General features: G+C 68.9%; 15 protein-coding genes and 1 tRNA gene. 11 read left to right on the forward strand and 5 right to left on the reverse strand.

The window, feature by feature from the left end:
* Positions 1–125 precede the first annotated feature (125 nt).
* The 3 genes from AC3B6C_RS11540 to AC3B6C_RS11550 all read left to right on the forward strand — a co-directional run bounded on the left by AC3B6C_RS11540 (position 126) and on the right by AC3B6C_RS11550 (position 1,655).
* A complete protein-coding gene (locus AC3B6C_RS11540; protein WP_488376103.1) occupies positions 126–1,094 on the forward strand; it encodes an alpha/beta fold hydrolase in 969 nt (322 codons plus the stop codon).
* A 28-nt stretch (positions 1,095–1,122) separates the two neighbouring features.
* Positions 1,123–1,509 carry a RidA family protein gene (locus AC3B6C_RS11545; RefSeq protein WP_488358628.1) on the forward strand — a complete coding sequence of 129 codons (387 nt, stop codon included), beginning with the start codon at positions 1,123–1,125 and terminating at the stop codon, positions 1,507–1,509.
* A gap of 71 nt (positions 1,510–1,580) precedes the next feature.
* A tRNA-Thr gene (locus tag AC3B6C_RS11550) sits at positions 1,581–1,655 on the forward strand.
* Positions 1,656–1,728: 73 nt separating this feature from the next.
* Here the strand turns inward: AC3B6C_RS11550 and AC3B6C_RS11555 are convergent.
* Positions 1,729–2,082, reverse strand: a complete 354-nt coding sequence (locus AC3B6C_RS11555) for a hypothetical protein (protein WP_010842778.1) — start codon at positions 2,080–2,082, stop codon at positions 1,729–1,731.
* A 72-nt stretch (positions 2,083–2,154) separates the two neighbouring features.
* On the opposite strand from AC3B6C_RS11555, the gene AC3B6C_RS11560 reads away from it, so the two are divergent.
* Positions 2,155–3,789 (forward strand): carboxylesterase/lipase family protein, encoded by a 1,635-nt coding sequence (locus AC3B6C_RS11560; RefSeq protein WP_488376104.1) that lies wholly within the window; start codon positions 2,155–2,157, stop codon positions 3,787–3,789.
* Between the two features lie 92 nt (positions 3,790–3,881).
* Here the strand turns inward: AC3B6C_RS11560 and AC3B6C_RS11565 are convergent, their stop codons facing one another.
* Complete coding sequence (locus AC3B6C_RS11565; RefSeq protein WP_488376105.1) at positions 3,882–7,667, reverse strand: nSTAND1 domain-containing NTPase; 3,786 nt, start codon at positions 7,665–7,667, stop codon at positions 3,882–3,884.
* Between the two features lie 519 nt (positions 7,668–8,186).
* Between AC3B6C_RS11565 and AC3B6C_RS11570 the strand changes: the two genes are divergently transcribed.
* From AC3B6C_RS11570 to AC3B6C_RS11585, 4 genes are read left to right on the forward strand one after another with little or no spacing between them, the layout of a single operon-like run.
* The gene (locus AC3B6C_RS11570) at positions 8,187–9,377 is read left to right on the forward strand and encodes a winged helix DNA-binding domain-containing protein (RefSeq protein ID WP_488376106.1); all 1,191 of its coding nucleotides are present in this window, start codon (positions 8,187–8,189) and stop codon (positions 9,375–9,377) included.
* 45 nt (positions 9,378–9,422) lie between these two features.
* Positions 9,423–9,785, forward strand: a complete 363-nt coding sequence (locus AC3B6C_RS11575; protein ID WP_488376107.1) for an ArsR/SmtB family transcription factor — start codon at positions 9,423–9,425, stop codon at positions 9,783–9,785.
* Positions 9,782–10,870, forward strand: a complete 1,089-nt coding sequence (gene arsB / locus AC3B6C_RS11580) for an ACR3 family arsenite efflux transporter (RefSeq protein ID WP_488376108.1) — start codon at positions 9,782–9,784, stop codon at positions 10,868–10,870. Before AC3B6C_RS11575 ends, arsB begins: the two co-directional genes overlap by 4 nt.
* The gene (locus AC3B6C_RS11585) at positions 10,863–11,273 is read left to right on the forward strand and encodes an arsenate-mycothiol transferase ArsC (protein ID WP_488376109.1); all 411 of its coding nucleotides are present in this window, start codon (positions 10,863–10,865) and stop codon (positions 11,271–11,273) included. The genes arsB and AC3B6C_RS11585 overlap by 8 nt, the downstream gene beginning before the upstream one ends.
* Before the next feature lie 114 nt (positions 11,274–11,387).
* On the opposite strand, the gene AC3B6C_RS11590 is transcribed toward AC3B6C_RS11585, so the two are convergent.
* A complete protein-coding gene (locus AC3B6C_RS11590; protein WP_488376110.1) occupies positions 11,388–11,660 on the reverse strand; it encodes a hypothetical protein in 273 nt (90 codons plus the stop codon).
* Between the two features lie 46 nt (positions 11,661–11,706).
* Positions 11,707–12,189 carry an ArsI/CadI family heavy metal resistance metalloenzyme gene (locus AC3B6C_RS11595; protein ID WP_488376111.1) on the reverse strand — a complete coding sequence of 161 codons (483 nt, stop codon included), beginning with the start codon at positions 12,187–12,189 and terminating at the stop codon, positions 11,707–11,709.
* A gap of 100 nt (positions 12,190–12,289) precedes the next feature.
* Here AC3B6C_RS11595 and AC3B6C_RS11600 point away from each other — a divergent pair, with 100 nt between their 5' ends.
* Entirely contained in the window at positions 12,290–12,652 is a 363-nt protein-coding gene (locus tag AC3B6C_RS11600; protein ID WP_010844176.1) for an Rv2640c family ArsR-like transcriptional regulator, read from the forward strand.
* Positions 12,653–12,691: 39 nt separating this feature from the next.
* Here AC3B6C_RS11600 and AC3B6C_RS11605 read toward each other — a convergent pair whose 3' ends face one another.
* Positions 12,692–12,931, reverse strand: a complete 240-nt coding sequence (locus tag AC3B6C_RS11605) for a three-helix bundle dimerization domain-containing protein (RefSeq protein WP_010844177.1) — start codon at positions 12,929–12,931, stop codon at positions 12,692–12,694.
* 148 nt (positions 12,932–13,079) lie between these two features.
* Between AC3B6C_RS11605 and AC3B6C_RS11610 the strand changes: the two genes are divergently transcribed.
* Together AC3B6C_RS11610 and AC3B6C_RS11615 are read left to right on the forward strand one after the other, a co-directional pair.
* A complete protein-coding gene (locus tag AC3B6C_RS11610) occupies positions 13,080–13,289 on the forward strand; it encodes a hypothetical protein (protein WP_010844178.1) in 210 nt (69 codons plus the stop codon).
* A gap of 108 nt (positions 13,290–13,397) precedes the next feature.
* Positions 13,398–14,084 carry a DUF899 domain-containing protein gene (locus AC3B6C_RS11615; protein ID WP_488376112.1) on the forward strand — a complete coding sequence of 229 codons (687 nt, stop codon included), beginning with the start codon at positions 13,398–13,400 and terminating at the stop codon, positions 14,082–14,084.
* The last annotated feature ends 52 nt before the right edge of the window (positions 14,085–14,136 follow it).

Consider the following 14,136-nt stretch of genomic DNA (forward strand, 5'->3'; position numbering starts at 1 on the left):
ACCGGTTCAACCCTGACAGGAGACTGGATACACCGCCTCCGTCCGGGCGGTTCGGGCAGGGTGCCGCGTTCCGATCAAACATTCACGACGGCAGCTGTCCGGTGGTGGTACACAGTATTTCGGACATGCCAGGCGCTTTCTTCGTCGACGCAGGCGGGATGATCCCGCACGGAGCCCAGGGAGAGATCATGACGGGATCGATCGCGGACGAATTCGACCATCTCGCCGAGAATCGCGCGGAGATCGGGCGCGATGACTTCCCGCTGCCGGTCGTCGAACGCGAGACCGTCGACGTCGAGGGGCGCGCGCTGAGTGCTCTGCGCTGGGGGCGAGCAGATCCCGAGGTGGTGTTTCTCCACGGTGGCGCGCAGAACGCGCACACCTGGGACAGCGTGATCCTCGAGCTGATCTGCCGGCGCCCCGATCTGTCCGCGGTGGCCATCGATCTGCCCGGTCACGGACATTCGGATCGGCGGGCGGATCGCGACTACATGCCGTGGACGGCGGCGGAGGCCGTGCTGCCGGTCATCGGCGAGGTCGCGCCTCGTGCACGCATGCTCGTCGGCATGTCGCTGGGCGGGTTGACCGCCATCCGCGCGGTCGGTCTGCGCCCGGCGCTGGTGGCCCACACCGTAATCGTCGATGTGACACCGTCGGTCTCGACGCGCCTGCAGGGGATGTCGGCGGACCAGCGCGGGACGACCGAGTTGGCCAGCGGCCCAGCTCTTTTCGATGACATCGAGACCATGACGGACAGTATCGCGGCAATGGCCCCACACCGGCCGCGGTCGGCGATACGACGTGGGGTCATACACAACAGCAAGCCGGTCGGCACCCGGTACGAGTGGCGTTACGACCGGCTCTCGGGTGCGGACGACTTCCGCCCGCTGTGGGAGCACGTCGAGACCGCGGACACCCACTTCACCCTGGTGCGGGGAGGTGACTCGACCTTCGTCGACGACGCCGATGCCCGCGAGTTCGCCGAGCGCGCGGCGCGATTCTCCGAAGTCGTGATCGCCGGTGCCGGCCACTCGGTCCAGAGCGACCGTCCGGTGGAACTGGCCGCCGTGATCGACTCCGCGCTGGAGGGCTGAGTTCCGCGGCTGGTCTACGATCGCGGGCATGTCCTCCGTGCACATCAACGGTCCTCGAGACGGCCACACCCGCAGCGCAACGGTGAGTCCCGGGAGTCTCGTCTTCACCGCAGGCGCGGCGCCCATCGACGACGACGGCGCGACCGTCGCTCCCGGGAACGTCCGCGAACAGGCCGTGCAGTGCATGAAGAACCTGGAGGCCGCGCTGATCGAGTCCGGCGCGACGCTGCGCGACGTCGCCAAGGTCACCGTGTTCGTCGCCGAGCACCTGCAGGCCGATCTGGTGGTCGCCTGGGACGCGGTGACCGAGGCCTTCGGCGATCACAAGCCCGCGGGCAGCCTGCTGGGTGTCTCGGTCCTCGCCTACGACGAGCAGCTGGTGGAGATCGAGGCGGTGGCCGCGATCCGGGGCTGATCGGGGAGCGTCCGATCGGCCCGGGTGGGATGAACCGGGAAGCGGTCCGGCCGATATACTCGGCCGCGCGTGCCTCCTTAGCTCAGTGGTAGAGCACTCGCCTTGTAAGCGAGCGGTCGTCGGTTCAATCCCGACAGGGGGCTCCACGAACAAACGCCGCGCACCGATCCGGTGCGCGGCGTTGTCGTTTCGCGGGTCCGGCCCGGTGGGCGCGGTCGGTCACCAGATGACCGCGAGACCCGCGGCGAGCAGCGACAGCGCGCCGACGGCCCAGAAGAGGGGCCGGGGTACGGGTTCGCCGGTGCGCTTCTGGCGTGCGCTGCCCATGCCGAGGATCGCGCCCAGAACGAGCAGGATCACGAGCTTGATCCCGATCTTGGGGTAGTTCAGGTCGATTCCGGCCGGCCACGGCGCCGCGAGTGCGAGCCCGGTCAGCAGGGACAGCAGTATCCCGTAGTCCATGACGCGGGTGACGCGGAACTCGCGCGCCACGAGCTGGGTCACCCAGGCGCCGAAGGTGACGGCGAAGCCGATGATGTGCAGGAAGATTACGACGTTGCGTAGTAGCTCCATGGGGTCACATTACCCAGGAGGCGCGGTGAAATTCCGGACAACCGGAACAGGTTCACGGTGCACGATGGACTGATGAAGCACGACGAACCGGGCACCTCCGCCATCCCACCCTCATCCGTGGGAGAAGCTGCGAGTGGCCCGCGACCGCTCGCCCACACCCGCGTCGGCACCTACCGCGGTGTCGTCGGCGAGCGGGCGGACGTGTGGCGGGGCATCCGGTACGCCCGTCCGCCGGTGGGGGAGCTGCGCTGGCGCCGGGCGGTGCCCCTCGCCGAGAGCGACGCGCCAGAGGACGTCGTCGATGCCTCGAGATTCGGCGCGGTCTGCCCGCAACAACTGAACCCCGCGGTGCGGCTGGGCCCGGACGTGGTGATGGACGAGGACTGTCTGTTCCTCAACGTGTGGACCCCGCCGGGTGCCTCGGAGCATGCCGACGATGCCGTCGGACTGCCGGTCATGGTGTGGCTGCACGGCGGCGCCTACGTCCTGGGATCAGGGGCCCAGCCGTTCTACGAGGGTTCGAACCTCGCCGCCACGGGGGACGTGGTCGTCGTGACGCTCAACTACCGGCTCGGGGTCCTCGGGTTCGCCGACCTCTCGTCGATCGACGGGCGATTCGAATCGAACGCCGGACTCAGCGACGTGCTGACGGCGCTGCACTGGGTCCACGACCACATCGCCGCGTTCGGCGGCGATCCCGGCAAGGTGACGGTGTTCGGCGAATCGGCGGGTGCGGGACTGGTCACCGCACTGCTCACGATGCCGGCCGCGGCCGGGCTCTTCGGCCGGGCGATCGCGCAGAGCTCGCCCGTGACCTCGATGTACGGGTCCGAGCGGGCGGCGCGGGTTGCCGCGCAACTGCTCGAGGTCGCCGGCATCGACGCCGGTGAACTCGACACCGGCGACGTCGTCGGACGGCTCGAGGCGCTCGACGGCATGACGTGTTCGGCGCTCACCACCACTCTCTTCGAGAAGATCCCCGCCGAGACCCCGGGCACCATCGCGTTCGCGCCGGTCATCGACGGCGATCTGCTGCCCGAGCATCCCCTCGACGTCTATCGGGCAGGCCGTGCGCATCCGGTGCCGCTGATCATCGGGACCAATCGCGACGAGGCGAATCTCTTCAAGTACATGAAGTCCCCGCTCATGCCGATCACCACGGCCGACATCGAGCGGATGTTCGCCGGCATGACGAAGGAGTACCCGGACGTCGTCCTCCCGCAGCGTGCCCAGGTGCTCTCGGCCTATTCGGGTCTGCGTCCCAAGGTCACCGGGCTCGGCGTGGCCCGCGACGTGGCGTTCCGCATGCCCACGCTGTGGCTGGCCGAGGCGCACGCACGCTCGGCGCCGGTCTACGTCTACCGCTACGACTGGACGACGAGGATGTTCCGCCTCCTCGGCCTCGGCGCCGCCCACGCCACCGAGGTCCCGTACGTGTGGGGCAATCTCGGAGCCGGGCCCCGTGACGTCACGTTCCTGCTTGGCGGCCGCAAGCAGGGAGAAGCGGTGTCCGAGAGGATGGTCCGACGATGGACCGCGTTCGCGCACGGACAGGAGCCGGACGCCGGGTCGCTCGGCGATCCCTGGCCCACCTACGACACCGGCCACCGTCCGGTGCTGCGCATCGATGCCGAGGATCGGGTGGTGCAGAACCTCGACGGCGACATCTGGGAGGCATGGGGCGACGAGGTGCTCGGCTTCCGGTGATGCCCGCTGCGACCCCTCTGCTGGCCGAGCAGCGTCGACCGAGCGCAGCGAGGACGCCGCGTCCGTCGAGGTCACCTGCCGGCCGACAACATTCAGTCCCGACCGCAATTCGCACGGACGTCGACGTGCGGGAGATAGGCGCCGCGCTGCGCGTCGGTGAGGGGTGCGGTGCTCGCGCAGATCCAGTCGCGGGCCACATCGAGGTCGAGCGTGTGCAGGTAGACGTTCCCGGTCGTGTCCCCGCCGGAGATGATCTCCTCGTCGGACGGGAGCTGGACCGGTAGCTGCCAGGTGGTGGTGGTGTCGGTGGTGGCGAGCAATGTCCCGACCGGTTGCCGATCGGTGAGCTGACCGTCGTCGTCGAGCGCGAAGCTGATCAGCTCGTGCGTCGCGGTGCCCACCGCGAGGCGGTTGGGCGCCATCGAGACCGTCGAGGCGAACATGTCCTCCTGCCGGTCGAGGAGTTCCGGTTCGGCGTCGGAGCCGACCGGCGGCAGGCGCCAGGTGGACAGGTCGCGGGAGGCGACCACCAGCACACCGCCGTCGTCGAAGGCGGCTTGGGCGATGGGCGCCTCGTCGGTGATGACGTCGACCGGGTCCGGACTCGACGACGTGAGGTCGTACAGGTAGACGCGCTTGTCGTCGGAGGTCAGCGCGAGCCGCGTGCCGTCGGGGCTGAACGCGACGTTGCGGATGAGGTCGGTCGGTCCGCGCAGCGGTGCACCCACCCGTCGCGGGGAGCGGGGGTCCGAGGTGTCCCACAGGGCCACGGTGGTATCCGTGTCGCCGGTCGCGAGCAGGTTCCCCGACGGCGCGAAGACGACCGGGAAGGAGTAGCGGGTGGCGACGCCGAGGGCCGCGGCGCGTCGAGGGGCCGCGGTGTCGGCGATGTCCCAGAGCTCGACGAGCCCACCGTTGTTGTTGGCGGTCGCGGCCAGCGTGCCCGGGCCGTTGAGGCTGACACGCGGATGGTCGTTGACCCGGCGCTGGATCGGCGTTCGCGATCGCAGCGTGAGGCCGCCGGACGTCGTCCACAGGTTCAGGGTCGTGTCGGAGCCGACCGTCGCGAGGACTCGTTGCGCGGCGTCGGTGTCCAGCCCCGTGATCGTCCCGCCACGATCGGGTTCGGTCCGGCCGGGCAGGCTCCAGACGTCGATGGTGCCGTCGGAACGACCGGACACGAGCTGGTCGCCGCTGGGGTCGAAGCGGGCGGAGAAGGTCCGCACCGACCCCTGCTCGGAGGTGGTCTGCAGCGCCCACTGCAGGGTCGGCGAGGTGGGATTGGCGGTGTTCCACACCCGGACGAGACCGTCGGCGCGGGCGGAGGCCAGCTGTGAACCCGAGCTGTCGAAGGCGATGGACCACGACCCCGCCGTGCTGTTGGGCAGGGAGGTGCTCAACGGGCGGGGCGCGAGCGGGTCGGCGACATCCCACAGTTGGGCGTTGGGGCTGTCGCCGGTGACCGCGAGGGATCGACTGTCGGGGCTGAAGGCGACGGCGTGGGTGATGCTGGGGAAACCGGTGAGCGGGGGACCCAGGGGTTGCGGTGATTCGCCGGTGGTCCACAGGCGCACGGTCCGGTCGTCGCCGCCGCTGGCCAGGGTGCGACCGTCGGGGCTGAAGGACAGGGTCCGCGCCGCGGCGGTGTGACCGCGCAGCACGGCCGTCTCCCGGATCGAACCGGTCGGGGAGACCGCGTACACGGTGATGGTGCCGTCGTCCGACGATGCGGCCAGGGTGCGGCCGTCGGCGGCGAACCGCACCATGTAGACCGTGCCGTGGCCGGGTGACACCGTCGTCGCCGCGCGCGGGTTCGCCGCGTCGGTCAGGTCCCACATGCGAACGGAGCCGTCGCCGCTGCTGCTCGCCAGCAGCTGCCGCGTCGGGTGGAAGTCGGTGCTCGTGACGTAGTTGCCGAAGCCGCGCAGAACCGCGGACTCCCGGTAGTCCGACGAACCGGACCGCGTCCAGACGCGGACGGTCCGGTCGCCGCTCGCCGACGCGAGCCGGGTGCCCGTCCGGTCGAAGGACAGGTCGTAGACCGGGCCGGTGTGACCGGTCAGGGGTGTCACGAGCGGAGTCGTCGCGGCCCCGCGCAGGCGGCTCTCCACCGTCGGGTCGTCGGGATAGATCCGGTGCGCGACGAGCAGCAGCCGCGCCGCCAGCGACGGGTTCGAGAACTGCATGCTGTCGATGTGGGACAGCAGTGCCGACCGTTCGGCGGCGTTTCGCTGTTGCCGCAGGTCGTGGGCCTGCCGGAACCCGATCGCCGCGGTGATCGTCGCCGCGATCGCCAGCACGACGATGACCGACACCGCACCGATGCGGGTGAGGCGTCGCCGCTGCTGCATGGCGACCGCGGCGTCGAGGAATGCGTCGTTCTCCTTGCTGAGCAGGTGCAGATAGTCACTGCGGAGTGTCCGCCGCCGGCGCTTGGCGTCGTCGAGACGCGACCCGGTGTAGAGGAACGACCGGCCCCGGCCGTTGGCCAGCCACGCCGCGCTGTCGGCGTCGAGCTGCTGACGCCACAGGTGGTTGTCGGTGTCGTCGGCGATCCACTCGGCCAGACGTGGCCACGCGGTCAGCACGACGTCGTGCACGAGCATCACCGAGTCGGTGGAGACCGTGAGCAGCCTGGCCTGGGCGAACTCGTCGATGACCGTGGCGACCTCGGGCGGGAACCGGTTCGCGAGGGTCGCCGTGGACAGCGGCACGCGCAGCGCGATCCCGGCCGGACCGACGTGCACGAGGGCGAGCAGGACGGCGCGCGCGAGGTCTCGATGCCGCGGGTCGATCGCCGCCCAGGCGGCCTCCGCGGTGTCGGCGACGGCGCGGGCGATACCGCCGGTTGCCCGGTAGCCGGACAGGGTCATCCGGTTGCCGCTGCGGCGCGCCCAGGTCGCCTGCAGGACGTGCGCGAGCAACGGCAGCCGGCCGGCCCGGTCGCCGCCCGTCGACGCCTCGTACAGCTCGGTGATCATCACGTCGGCGAGTCCGGTCTCGATCCGGCCGCCGGCGAGACGGACGGGTGCGGTGATGACCTCGCGCAACTGCGTGCGCGTCATCTCCGAGACGATCACGCAGCGGTGTTGCCATGCGTCGGCGAGGAACGGGTGCTCGACGCACTGACTGAAGAAATCGGCTCGCACACCGACCACGACGACGGTGTCGTGCGCGAGTTCCTCGACCTCGCGCAGCGTCTCGGCCCGCAGCGAGTCCTCGAGGGAGAAGACGTTCTCGAACTGGTCGATGACGATGACCGCCTGCTCGGTCGTCGGCGGCGTCGGAGCCGGCGCGTCGGTGACCTCCGCTTCCGCCGGGTCCGCGATGGCGAGGCCTCCCGGGGTGATCTCGCCGAGTCGGGGCGGGGCCAACCGGGCGTCCCGCGCGAGGCCGGCACGCAGCAGCGACGACTTGCCCGATCCCGACACCCCGGTCACCACGACGAGCCGGGACGCGGGAGGCAGGGGCGGCGGTCCCTTGCGTGCCGCCAGGATCGCGTCGACGAGGGTGCCGACGACGTCGTCGCGGCCGAAGTACATCTGGCTGTCGGCTGCGGTCAACGTGGCGAGACCGGCGAACGGTCGTGCCTGCTGCGGTGCGGACGGCTCTTCCGCGCGGGCCTCGTCGGGCGTCCGGTGGTCCCACATCTCTCGCCATTGCCGGATCGTGAGGACGTCGTCGGCGCCGGCGGCGACAGCCCTGACGGTCAGCCAGACGAGCAGCGGTTCGACGGTCGCGAAGTCCCGCGGGAGATGCCGCCCGTTGCGCCAGTCGCTGATCCGCTGTGCCGAGACCCGCGCCCGCGTCGCCGACGCCCGCAGTGTGGGACGGCCTGCCTGCACGAACAGTCGCGCGAGTGCCTCACCGAAATCCACTCAGCTGTCCCCATGCTCGCCCCGACTGTTCGACCGCACCATCATGCGGTAGCCGAACCCACCGCGCCAGCATCGGCGACCCGATGTGGCGACGGCCACATCTCGGATGTGCGTACCAGGGTCGACCGGCGGTTCGGAAACCGGATCCGGAACCGGTTCTGTCCGGTCCGGATAGTCCGTTAGCCGCTTGACCAGTGGCTTCGTCGCGGTTTCCGGTGTGGGGGTGGAGTGGGCGGCGTTCGTGGGGTCTCCTTGTGGGGCGCGACTCGACGGGCGTCGGGAAGCGCACAGGTTGCGTCGGTCGAAGGACACACGGAGGTGTTCGGCGAACACTGCCCGTCGGGGGCTGTGTGTCGTTCGGCCCACACGACCGCGCGGGTGCCGGACACCGGGTCGACGGGGGTCGGCGGTCTCCGGCACCCGCGTCCCCTCCTCCGGGCCACTCTCTACTTGTCGGCTCAGCTCACTACGATTTCTCCATGCGACTGCTTGCGGGGCCCGATCGATGACTCTCGAGCGATGACCGCTCGACCGGTGATCACCGACGCACAGCGCCGCGCACGCCTCATGCGCCGGGCGCACCTCGACGCGTCGTCGCGGGCAGTCGACGCGGTCGAGGCGGCCGCCACCATGGTCGGTCTACACGCCACCACTCCCTCGACGGTCCATCTGGCCGCCTGGGCTCGTGTCGGCCCGGGCTTCGCGCGCCACTCCGTCGACGCCGCCCTCTACGAAGCGCGGACGCTCGTCAAGCACCTCGCGATGCGACGGACCCTGTTCGTGTTCCCGAGGGACGTCCTGGCCGAGTCCGTCGGGGCGTTGGGGCCACGGATCTCGGCCTCCGAGCGCACCAACATGCTGCGCGATCTCCGGCGCAGTCCCGACTTCGACGACCCGGAGGGCTGGATCGAGACCGCCCGGCAGGCGGTCCTGGCCGAACTGGCCGGCGGGGAATCGTTGACCTCCACCGAACTGCGCGAGCGCCTACCGGCTCTCGACGGTTACATCAGCCACGGCGCGGGCACCGCCTGGGCGGGACGCGCCCCGATGGGTCCGCGGGTGCTGAACATGCTCGACGCCGAAGGCGCGATCGTCCGCGGCCCCAATCGCCTGGGCTGGCATCTGTCGCGGCCGGCCTGGACGTCGATGCCCCTCTGGCTCGGCGAGGCACTGCCGTCGGTCAGCGTTCACGACGGGCACTGCGCGCTGATCGGACGCTGGCTGCGCACGTACGGACCCGGCACCGAGACCGACCTGGCCTGGTGGCTGGGGTCGACCAAGACCGCGGTCCGCGCGGCCCTCGCCGAACTCGACACGACCCAGGTCGACCTGGAAGGCGGCGGCGTCGGCCACGTCCTGCCCGACGATGTACCCGATGCCTCGGACGACGAGGTCGAGCCGCAAGCCGTCCTGCTGCCCGAACTGGACCCGACCACCATGGGCTACAAGGAGCGCGGCTTCTACCTCGGCGGCCACGCCGCGGAGGTCTTCGACTCCGCGGGCAACGGCGGTCAGACCGCCTGGTGGGACGGCCGCATCGTCGGCGGCTGGTATCGCCGCGCGGACTCGTCGATCGACATCATCCCGCTGGAGCCGCTGCCCCGCGATGCGCGTCGCGCGCTCGACGCCCGGGCCGAGGAGCTCGCCGCGTGGCTGGGGGACGAACCGCTGAAGACCGGATACGCCGCTCCCTACGCGCGCCGGTTGTGAGGGGTCACGGTTGCCCACTGATTCGACATCGGTCAATATTGACGCATGTCGAATCAGAACCTGCTGTCGCCGGTCGGGCGCGGCTTGAGCACCGACCAGGCGGAGACGGCCACGCCGGTGCTGAAAGCACTCGCGGATCCGGTTCGGTTGCGGTTGCTGTCGGAGATCGCCGCGCATCCGGGAGCCGAAGCGTGCGTGTGCGACATCTCCGGACCGTTCGACGTCTCACAACCGACGATCTCGCACCACCTCAAGGTGCTGCGGGAGGCGGGTCTCATCACCGGTGAGCGTCGGGCGACCTGGGTGTACTACCGCGTGAACACCGATGCGCTACAACATCTTTCCGATCTGCTGGGCGGTCTCGCGTCGGTGGTGGGGGACGCCCGGTCGTGCGAGGTCCGGTCATGACCGCCACCGACACCGCGGTCGCGGCGAAGCTGTCGATGCTGGACCGGTTCCTGCCGGTGTGGATCGGCGCGGCGATGGTCGCGGGCCTGCTGCTGGGCCGCACCGTTCCCGGCCTGGGAGACGCGCTGGCGGCCGTGGAGATCGACGGCATCTCGCTGCCGATCGCTCTCGGACTGCTGATCATGATGTATCCGGTGCTGGCCAAGGTGCGCTACGACCGACTCGACTCGGTCACCGGCGATCGTCGCCTGCTGCTGGGATCGCTGCTGCTGAACTGGATCGTCGGACCCGCGTTGATGTTCGCGCTGGCCTGGCTTCTGCTCCCCGATCTGCCGGAGTACCGGACCGGACTGATCATCGTCGGTCTGGCGCGCTGTATCGCGATGGTCATCATCTGGAACGACCTGGCGTGCGGCGACCGCGAGGCGGCTGCCGTCCTCGTCGCACTGAACTCGGTGTTCCAGGTGATCATGTTCGCCGTGCTGGGCTGGTTCTACCTCTCGGTGCTACCCGGATGGCTCGGCCTGGAACAGACGACCATCGACACCTCGCCGTGGCAGATCGCGAAGTCGGTGCTGATCTTCCTCGGAATCCCGCTGGTCGCCGGCTATCTCACCCGCCGCATCGGCGAACGGGCCAGAAGCCGCGAATGGTACGAATCCTCGTTCCTCCCGCGATTGGGGCCGTGGGCCCTCTACGGCCTGCTGTTCACCATCGTCATCCTGTTCGCCTTGCAGGGGGAGCAGATCACCTCTCACCCGTGGGACGTCGTGCGGATCGCGCTGCCGCTGCTGATCTACTTCGCGGTGATGTGGGGTGGCGGATTCGTCCTCGGCGCCGCGATGGGGCTGGGTTACGCACGGACCACCACGCTGGCGTTCACCGCCGCCGGCAACAACTTCGAGCTCGCCATCGCCGTTGCGATCGCGACCTATGGTGCGACCTCCGGTCAGGCTCTTGCCGGAGTCATCGGCCCACTCATCGAGGTGCCCGTCCTCGTCGCGCTCGTGTACGTCTCCCTCGCGCTGCGAAAGAGGTTCACCGGAGTCATCGATCCGACCAAGGAGCCGGTACGTGATGCCTGACCCATACGACGTGCTGTTCGTCTGCGTGAGCAACCGCGGCAAATCCGTGATGGCCGAACACCTCACGTCAACGGTCACCGGCCGGATCGCCGCCTCGTCGGCCGGCACCGACGCGAAGATCGGCGGCCAGGTCAACGAATTGTCCGCCCAGGTGCTTGCCGAGGTCGGCGCCGACGTCTCCGGACATCAACCGCGGCAACTCACCGACGAACTGATGCGCGCGGCGGATCTGGTCGTGGTGGTCGGGACCGCCGAGGTCACTCCGCCGGAGGGGGTCGACGTCGAGGTGTGGAACACCGTCGAACCCTCCGCTCGAGGCGTCGACGGCATCGAGCGGATGCGGCTGATCCGCGACGACATCACCGCACGCATCCGCGACCTCGCCGGCCGTCTGGACCGATAGACAGCTCTGGAGCGACGGCGGGGTGCAGCCCCCAAACCCACCACGGATCGACAAACCCACACCCGATCCAGGTCTTGGTCGGTCCATCTGTGGTGGGTTTGCCGCCCGGGTGGTTCAGAACGGCGGTGGGTTGGCAGCGTTCCACGCGTCGACTTCGCGACGGTGGGCGGTGGTGCGGGTGGCTCGCTGCTCGGCGAGCTTGCTGCGTGCCGGATGATCAGGCGGGCGTCCGGGTACGAGGTAGCCGAACAGGTCGCGGCCGCAGTGGGTGATGACGTCGACGAGCTCCCCGGGAGACAACTCGAAGTCGGAAAGCGCTGCGGGCAGCGAGGACTCGGCCTCGGGCCTCTCGCCCGAAGTGGCTGCGCCGTCACCCCCGAACTGCATGACTCAAACATACGGGCACCCACCGACAAGAATGAGCTGCGCTCGTTCAGCAGCAGGCCGTGCGGGCACCGGGTGAATCGGAGGCGCCACCGCAACACGCCGCGCCCTGCTGATCTCCGTCGACTTCGTTCGATTCCAACATCTTTGGGCTGACGCCGAAGGTCTCGGAGTCGGCGAGCACGGTGTAGACCTCCCACTTCTCGTCGCTCGGGCCGGTCACCCAGACCTTGTCCTGGGTCGCGAAGCAGCAGGTCGAGTTGATCTCCTCCTGTGTGAACAGGCCTTCACCGGAGAGTCGGGCGATCTCGGAGTGCACCTTCTCGCTCGACTCGACTTCGACGCCGAGGTGGTTGATGGTGCCGCCGTGGCCGGGATTCTCCAGAAGCACCAGCTTCAACGGAGGTTCGGCGATCGCGAAGTTCGCGTAACCGGGCTTCCGTTTCGCCGGGGCGGTGTCGAACAGCTTGGCGTAGAACTCGACGGCGGCACCGAGATCATCGACATTGAGTGCGAGCTGGATACGGGACATGACGAGCCACCTTTACCTGTGAGATATATGTCTAATCGGGGTCGTCCTTGCAGGATGCCACCTTTTCGACATATGTCAATAGGAGGGGTAGGGTCGGATCATGCCGAAGACCTTGCCGATGGTCGACATCAGTGCCCCCATCTGTTGTGCGCCGGTGTCGGCGGCACCACTCGACGACGCCACTGCTCTCGAGATCGCGTTGCGGCTCAAGGCTCTTGCCGACCCTGCGCGGATCAAACTCGTCTCGATCCTCCTCGCCGACGACGGCGACGGGATCTGCACGTGCGACCTCGCGACGGCCGTCGGACTCACCGAGGCGACGACGAGCCACCATCTGGGTCAGCTGCGAAAAGCCGGGATGGTCTCGCCCGAGCGTCGCGGGATGAACGTCTATTACCGGTCGAGACCCGAATCGCTGGAAGCTCTCCGCAACGTCCTCAGCGCCACCACCGGCTGCTGCTGACCACGTGACCGGGCGTCACGGTGTCATCCCCCGTTTCGGTCACTCCCCGACGTGCGGCGGGACCGAGGCGGGATCGGCCATGACGTCGGTGCCGCCGAGGTCCTTGTTCGCGCGGCGTTCGACGAGGAGTGGCACGAAGTCGCGGACCTCGGTGCCGTCGAAGTGCTGGTATGCCTTCTCGACCGCGGCGGCGACGTCGTTGGGCGAACGGTGCGAGTAGAGGCCGATGAGCCGGTCCTGGACTTCGCTGATCTGACGACGCTCGTCATGGGCATCCATGGACACAATTTAGTCCGAACGCGACAATGTGGACCGTCACGATGAAGAGATTCATCGACCGTTCATCTCGCCGCCATCGACGTTCCACCCCGGTCGGTGGACGGCGGTTCCGCGAGCGGTTAACGATCGAAGAACCTACGATGACCCCATGGTTCGCTCGCGACGATCTGTCGATCCCGTCGCACAGGCGCAGGCCCGGGTGCTGGTTGACGAGCTGGAACGCGTCGCCGACTCACTGGTGGAGAGCCTGCAGGCCGGTCGAGGCGGCGAGAAGGCTCTGCGAACCGCGCGCCGGGAACTATACGAGGTCCGCGAGCACGTGCGCCGGCTCCAGGCGGCCTACGAACTCACCGCCTAGGCAGGTGCCGTTCCCGCGGTGCGATGAATTCCGGAGCAAGGGCGGGTCTTACCCGGTGAATTGTTCTCATCACCGAGCGAAAGGCACTGTCATGCGAGAGGCATCGTCGTGAGTACGGCACTCCCACCCGTGGCCGACCGCGAGACCTGGGCGACGGCGCTGGCCGACCTGCGCCGCCGCGAGAAGGCGGCGACCCGCGAACTCGACGCCGTCGCCGCGCAGCGTCGCCGACTCCCCATGGTCGAGATGGACGACTATGTCCTGACCGGGCCCGACGGACCGATTCGGCTGGTCGATGTCTTCGACGGACGCTCACAGCTGATCGTCTACAACCACATGTGGACCGACGGCGCCGAGTTCCAGTGCCCGGGTTGCACCGGCTTCACCACCCAGTTCAGCCGGCTCGACTACCTCGCCGACTACGACGCGCGCTTCGTCATCATCACGCACGGGCCGATCGAGGAGGCGCTGGCCTACAAGCAGCGCGTCGGCAATCGGATGGACTGGTATTCCTCGGCGGGTACGACCTTCTCGGCGGATGTCGATGCCGCGCCGGGGGAAGGGTTCGCGGTCAATGTCTTCCTCCGCGACGGAGATACGGTGTACCGCACCTGGCATTCCACCGGACGGGGCACCGAACAACTCGGCTTCGTGTTCGGACTCCTCGACGTGCTGCCCTACGGGCGTCAGGAGGAGTGGCAGGACTCTCCGGAAGGATGGCCACAGAGCCCGACCTACTCCCGCTGGCGCGGTTCGGAAGAGATCGCCGCGGCGTACGGTCACCCCGACGCGTGAGGCTGCGGCCTCGGTGAAACCGCTGGTCAACGCTCACAGGAATCTCCCAGCG

This window comes from Gordonia sp. 11cp (assembly GCF_057767225.1).

Bases quoted from the DNA above. Each gene is read 5' to 3' on its own strand.
- AC3B6C_RS11540 (WP_488376103.1), top strand. From the start codon at position 126: ATGCCAGGCGCTTTCTTCGTCGACGCAGGCGGGATGATCCCGCACGGA.
- AC3B6C_RS11545 (WP_488358628.1), top strand. From the start codon at position 1,123: ATGTCCTCCGTGCACATCAACGGTCCTCGAGACGGCCACACCCGCAGC.
- AC3B6C_RS11555 (WP_010842778.1), bottom strand. From the start codon at position 2,082: ATGGAGCTACTACGCAACGTCGTAATCTTCCTGCACATCATCGGCTTC.
- AC3B6C_RS11560 (WP_488376104.1), top strand. From the start codon at position 2,155: ATGAAGCACGACGAACCGGGCACCTCCGCCATCCCACCCTCATCCGTG.
- AC3B6C_RS11570 (WP_488376106.1), top strand. From the start codon at position 8,187: ATGACCGCTCGACCGGTGATCACCGACGCACAGCGCCGCGCACGCCTC.
- AC3B6C_RS11575 (WP_488376107.1), top strand. From the start codon at position 9,423: ATGTCGAATCAGAACCTGCTGTCGCCGGTCGGGCGCGGCTTGAGCACC.
- arsB (WP_488376108.1), top strand. From the start codon at position 9,782: ATGACCGCCACCGACACCGCGGTCGCGGCGAAGCTGTCGATGCTGGAC.
- AC3B6C_RS11585 (WP_488376109.1), top strand. From the start codon at position 10,863: ATGCCTGACCCATACGACGTGCTGTTCGTCTGCGTGAGCAACCGCGGC.
- AC3B6C_RS11590 (WP_488376110.1), bottom strand. From the start codon at position 11,660: ATGCAGTTCGGGGGTGACGGCGCAGCCACTTCGGGCGAGAGGCCCGAG.
- AC3B6C_RS11595 (WP_488376111.1), bottom strand. From the start codon at position 12,189: ATGTCCCGTATCCAGCTCGCACTCAATGTCGATGATCTCGGTGCCGCC.
- AC3B6C_RS11600 (WP_010844176.1), top strand. From the start codon at position 12,290: ATGCCGAAGACCTTGCCGATGGTCGACATCAGTGCCCCCATCTGTTGT.
- AC3B6C_RS11605 (WP_010844177.1), bottom strand. From the start codon at position 12,931: ATGGATGCCCATGACGAGCGTCGTCAGATCAGCGAAGTCCAGGACCGG.
- AC3B6C_RS11610 (WP_010844178.1), top strand. From the start codon at position 13,080: ATGGTTCGCTCGCGACGATCTGTCGATCCCGTCGCACAGGCGCAGGCC.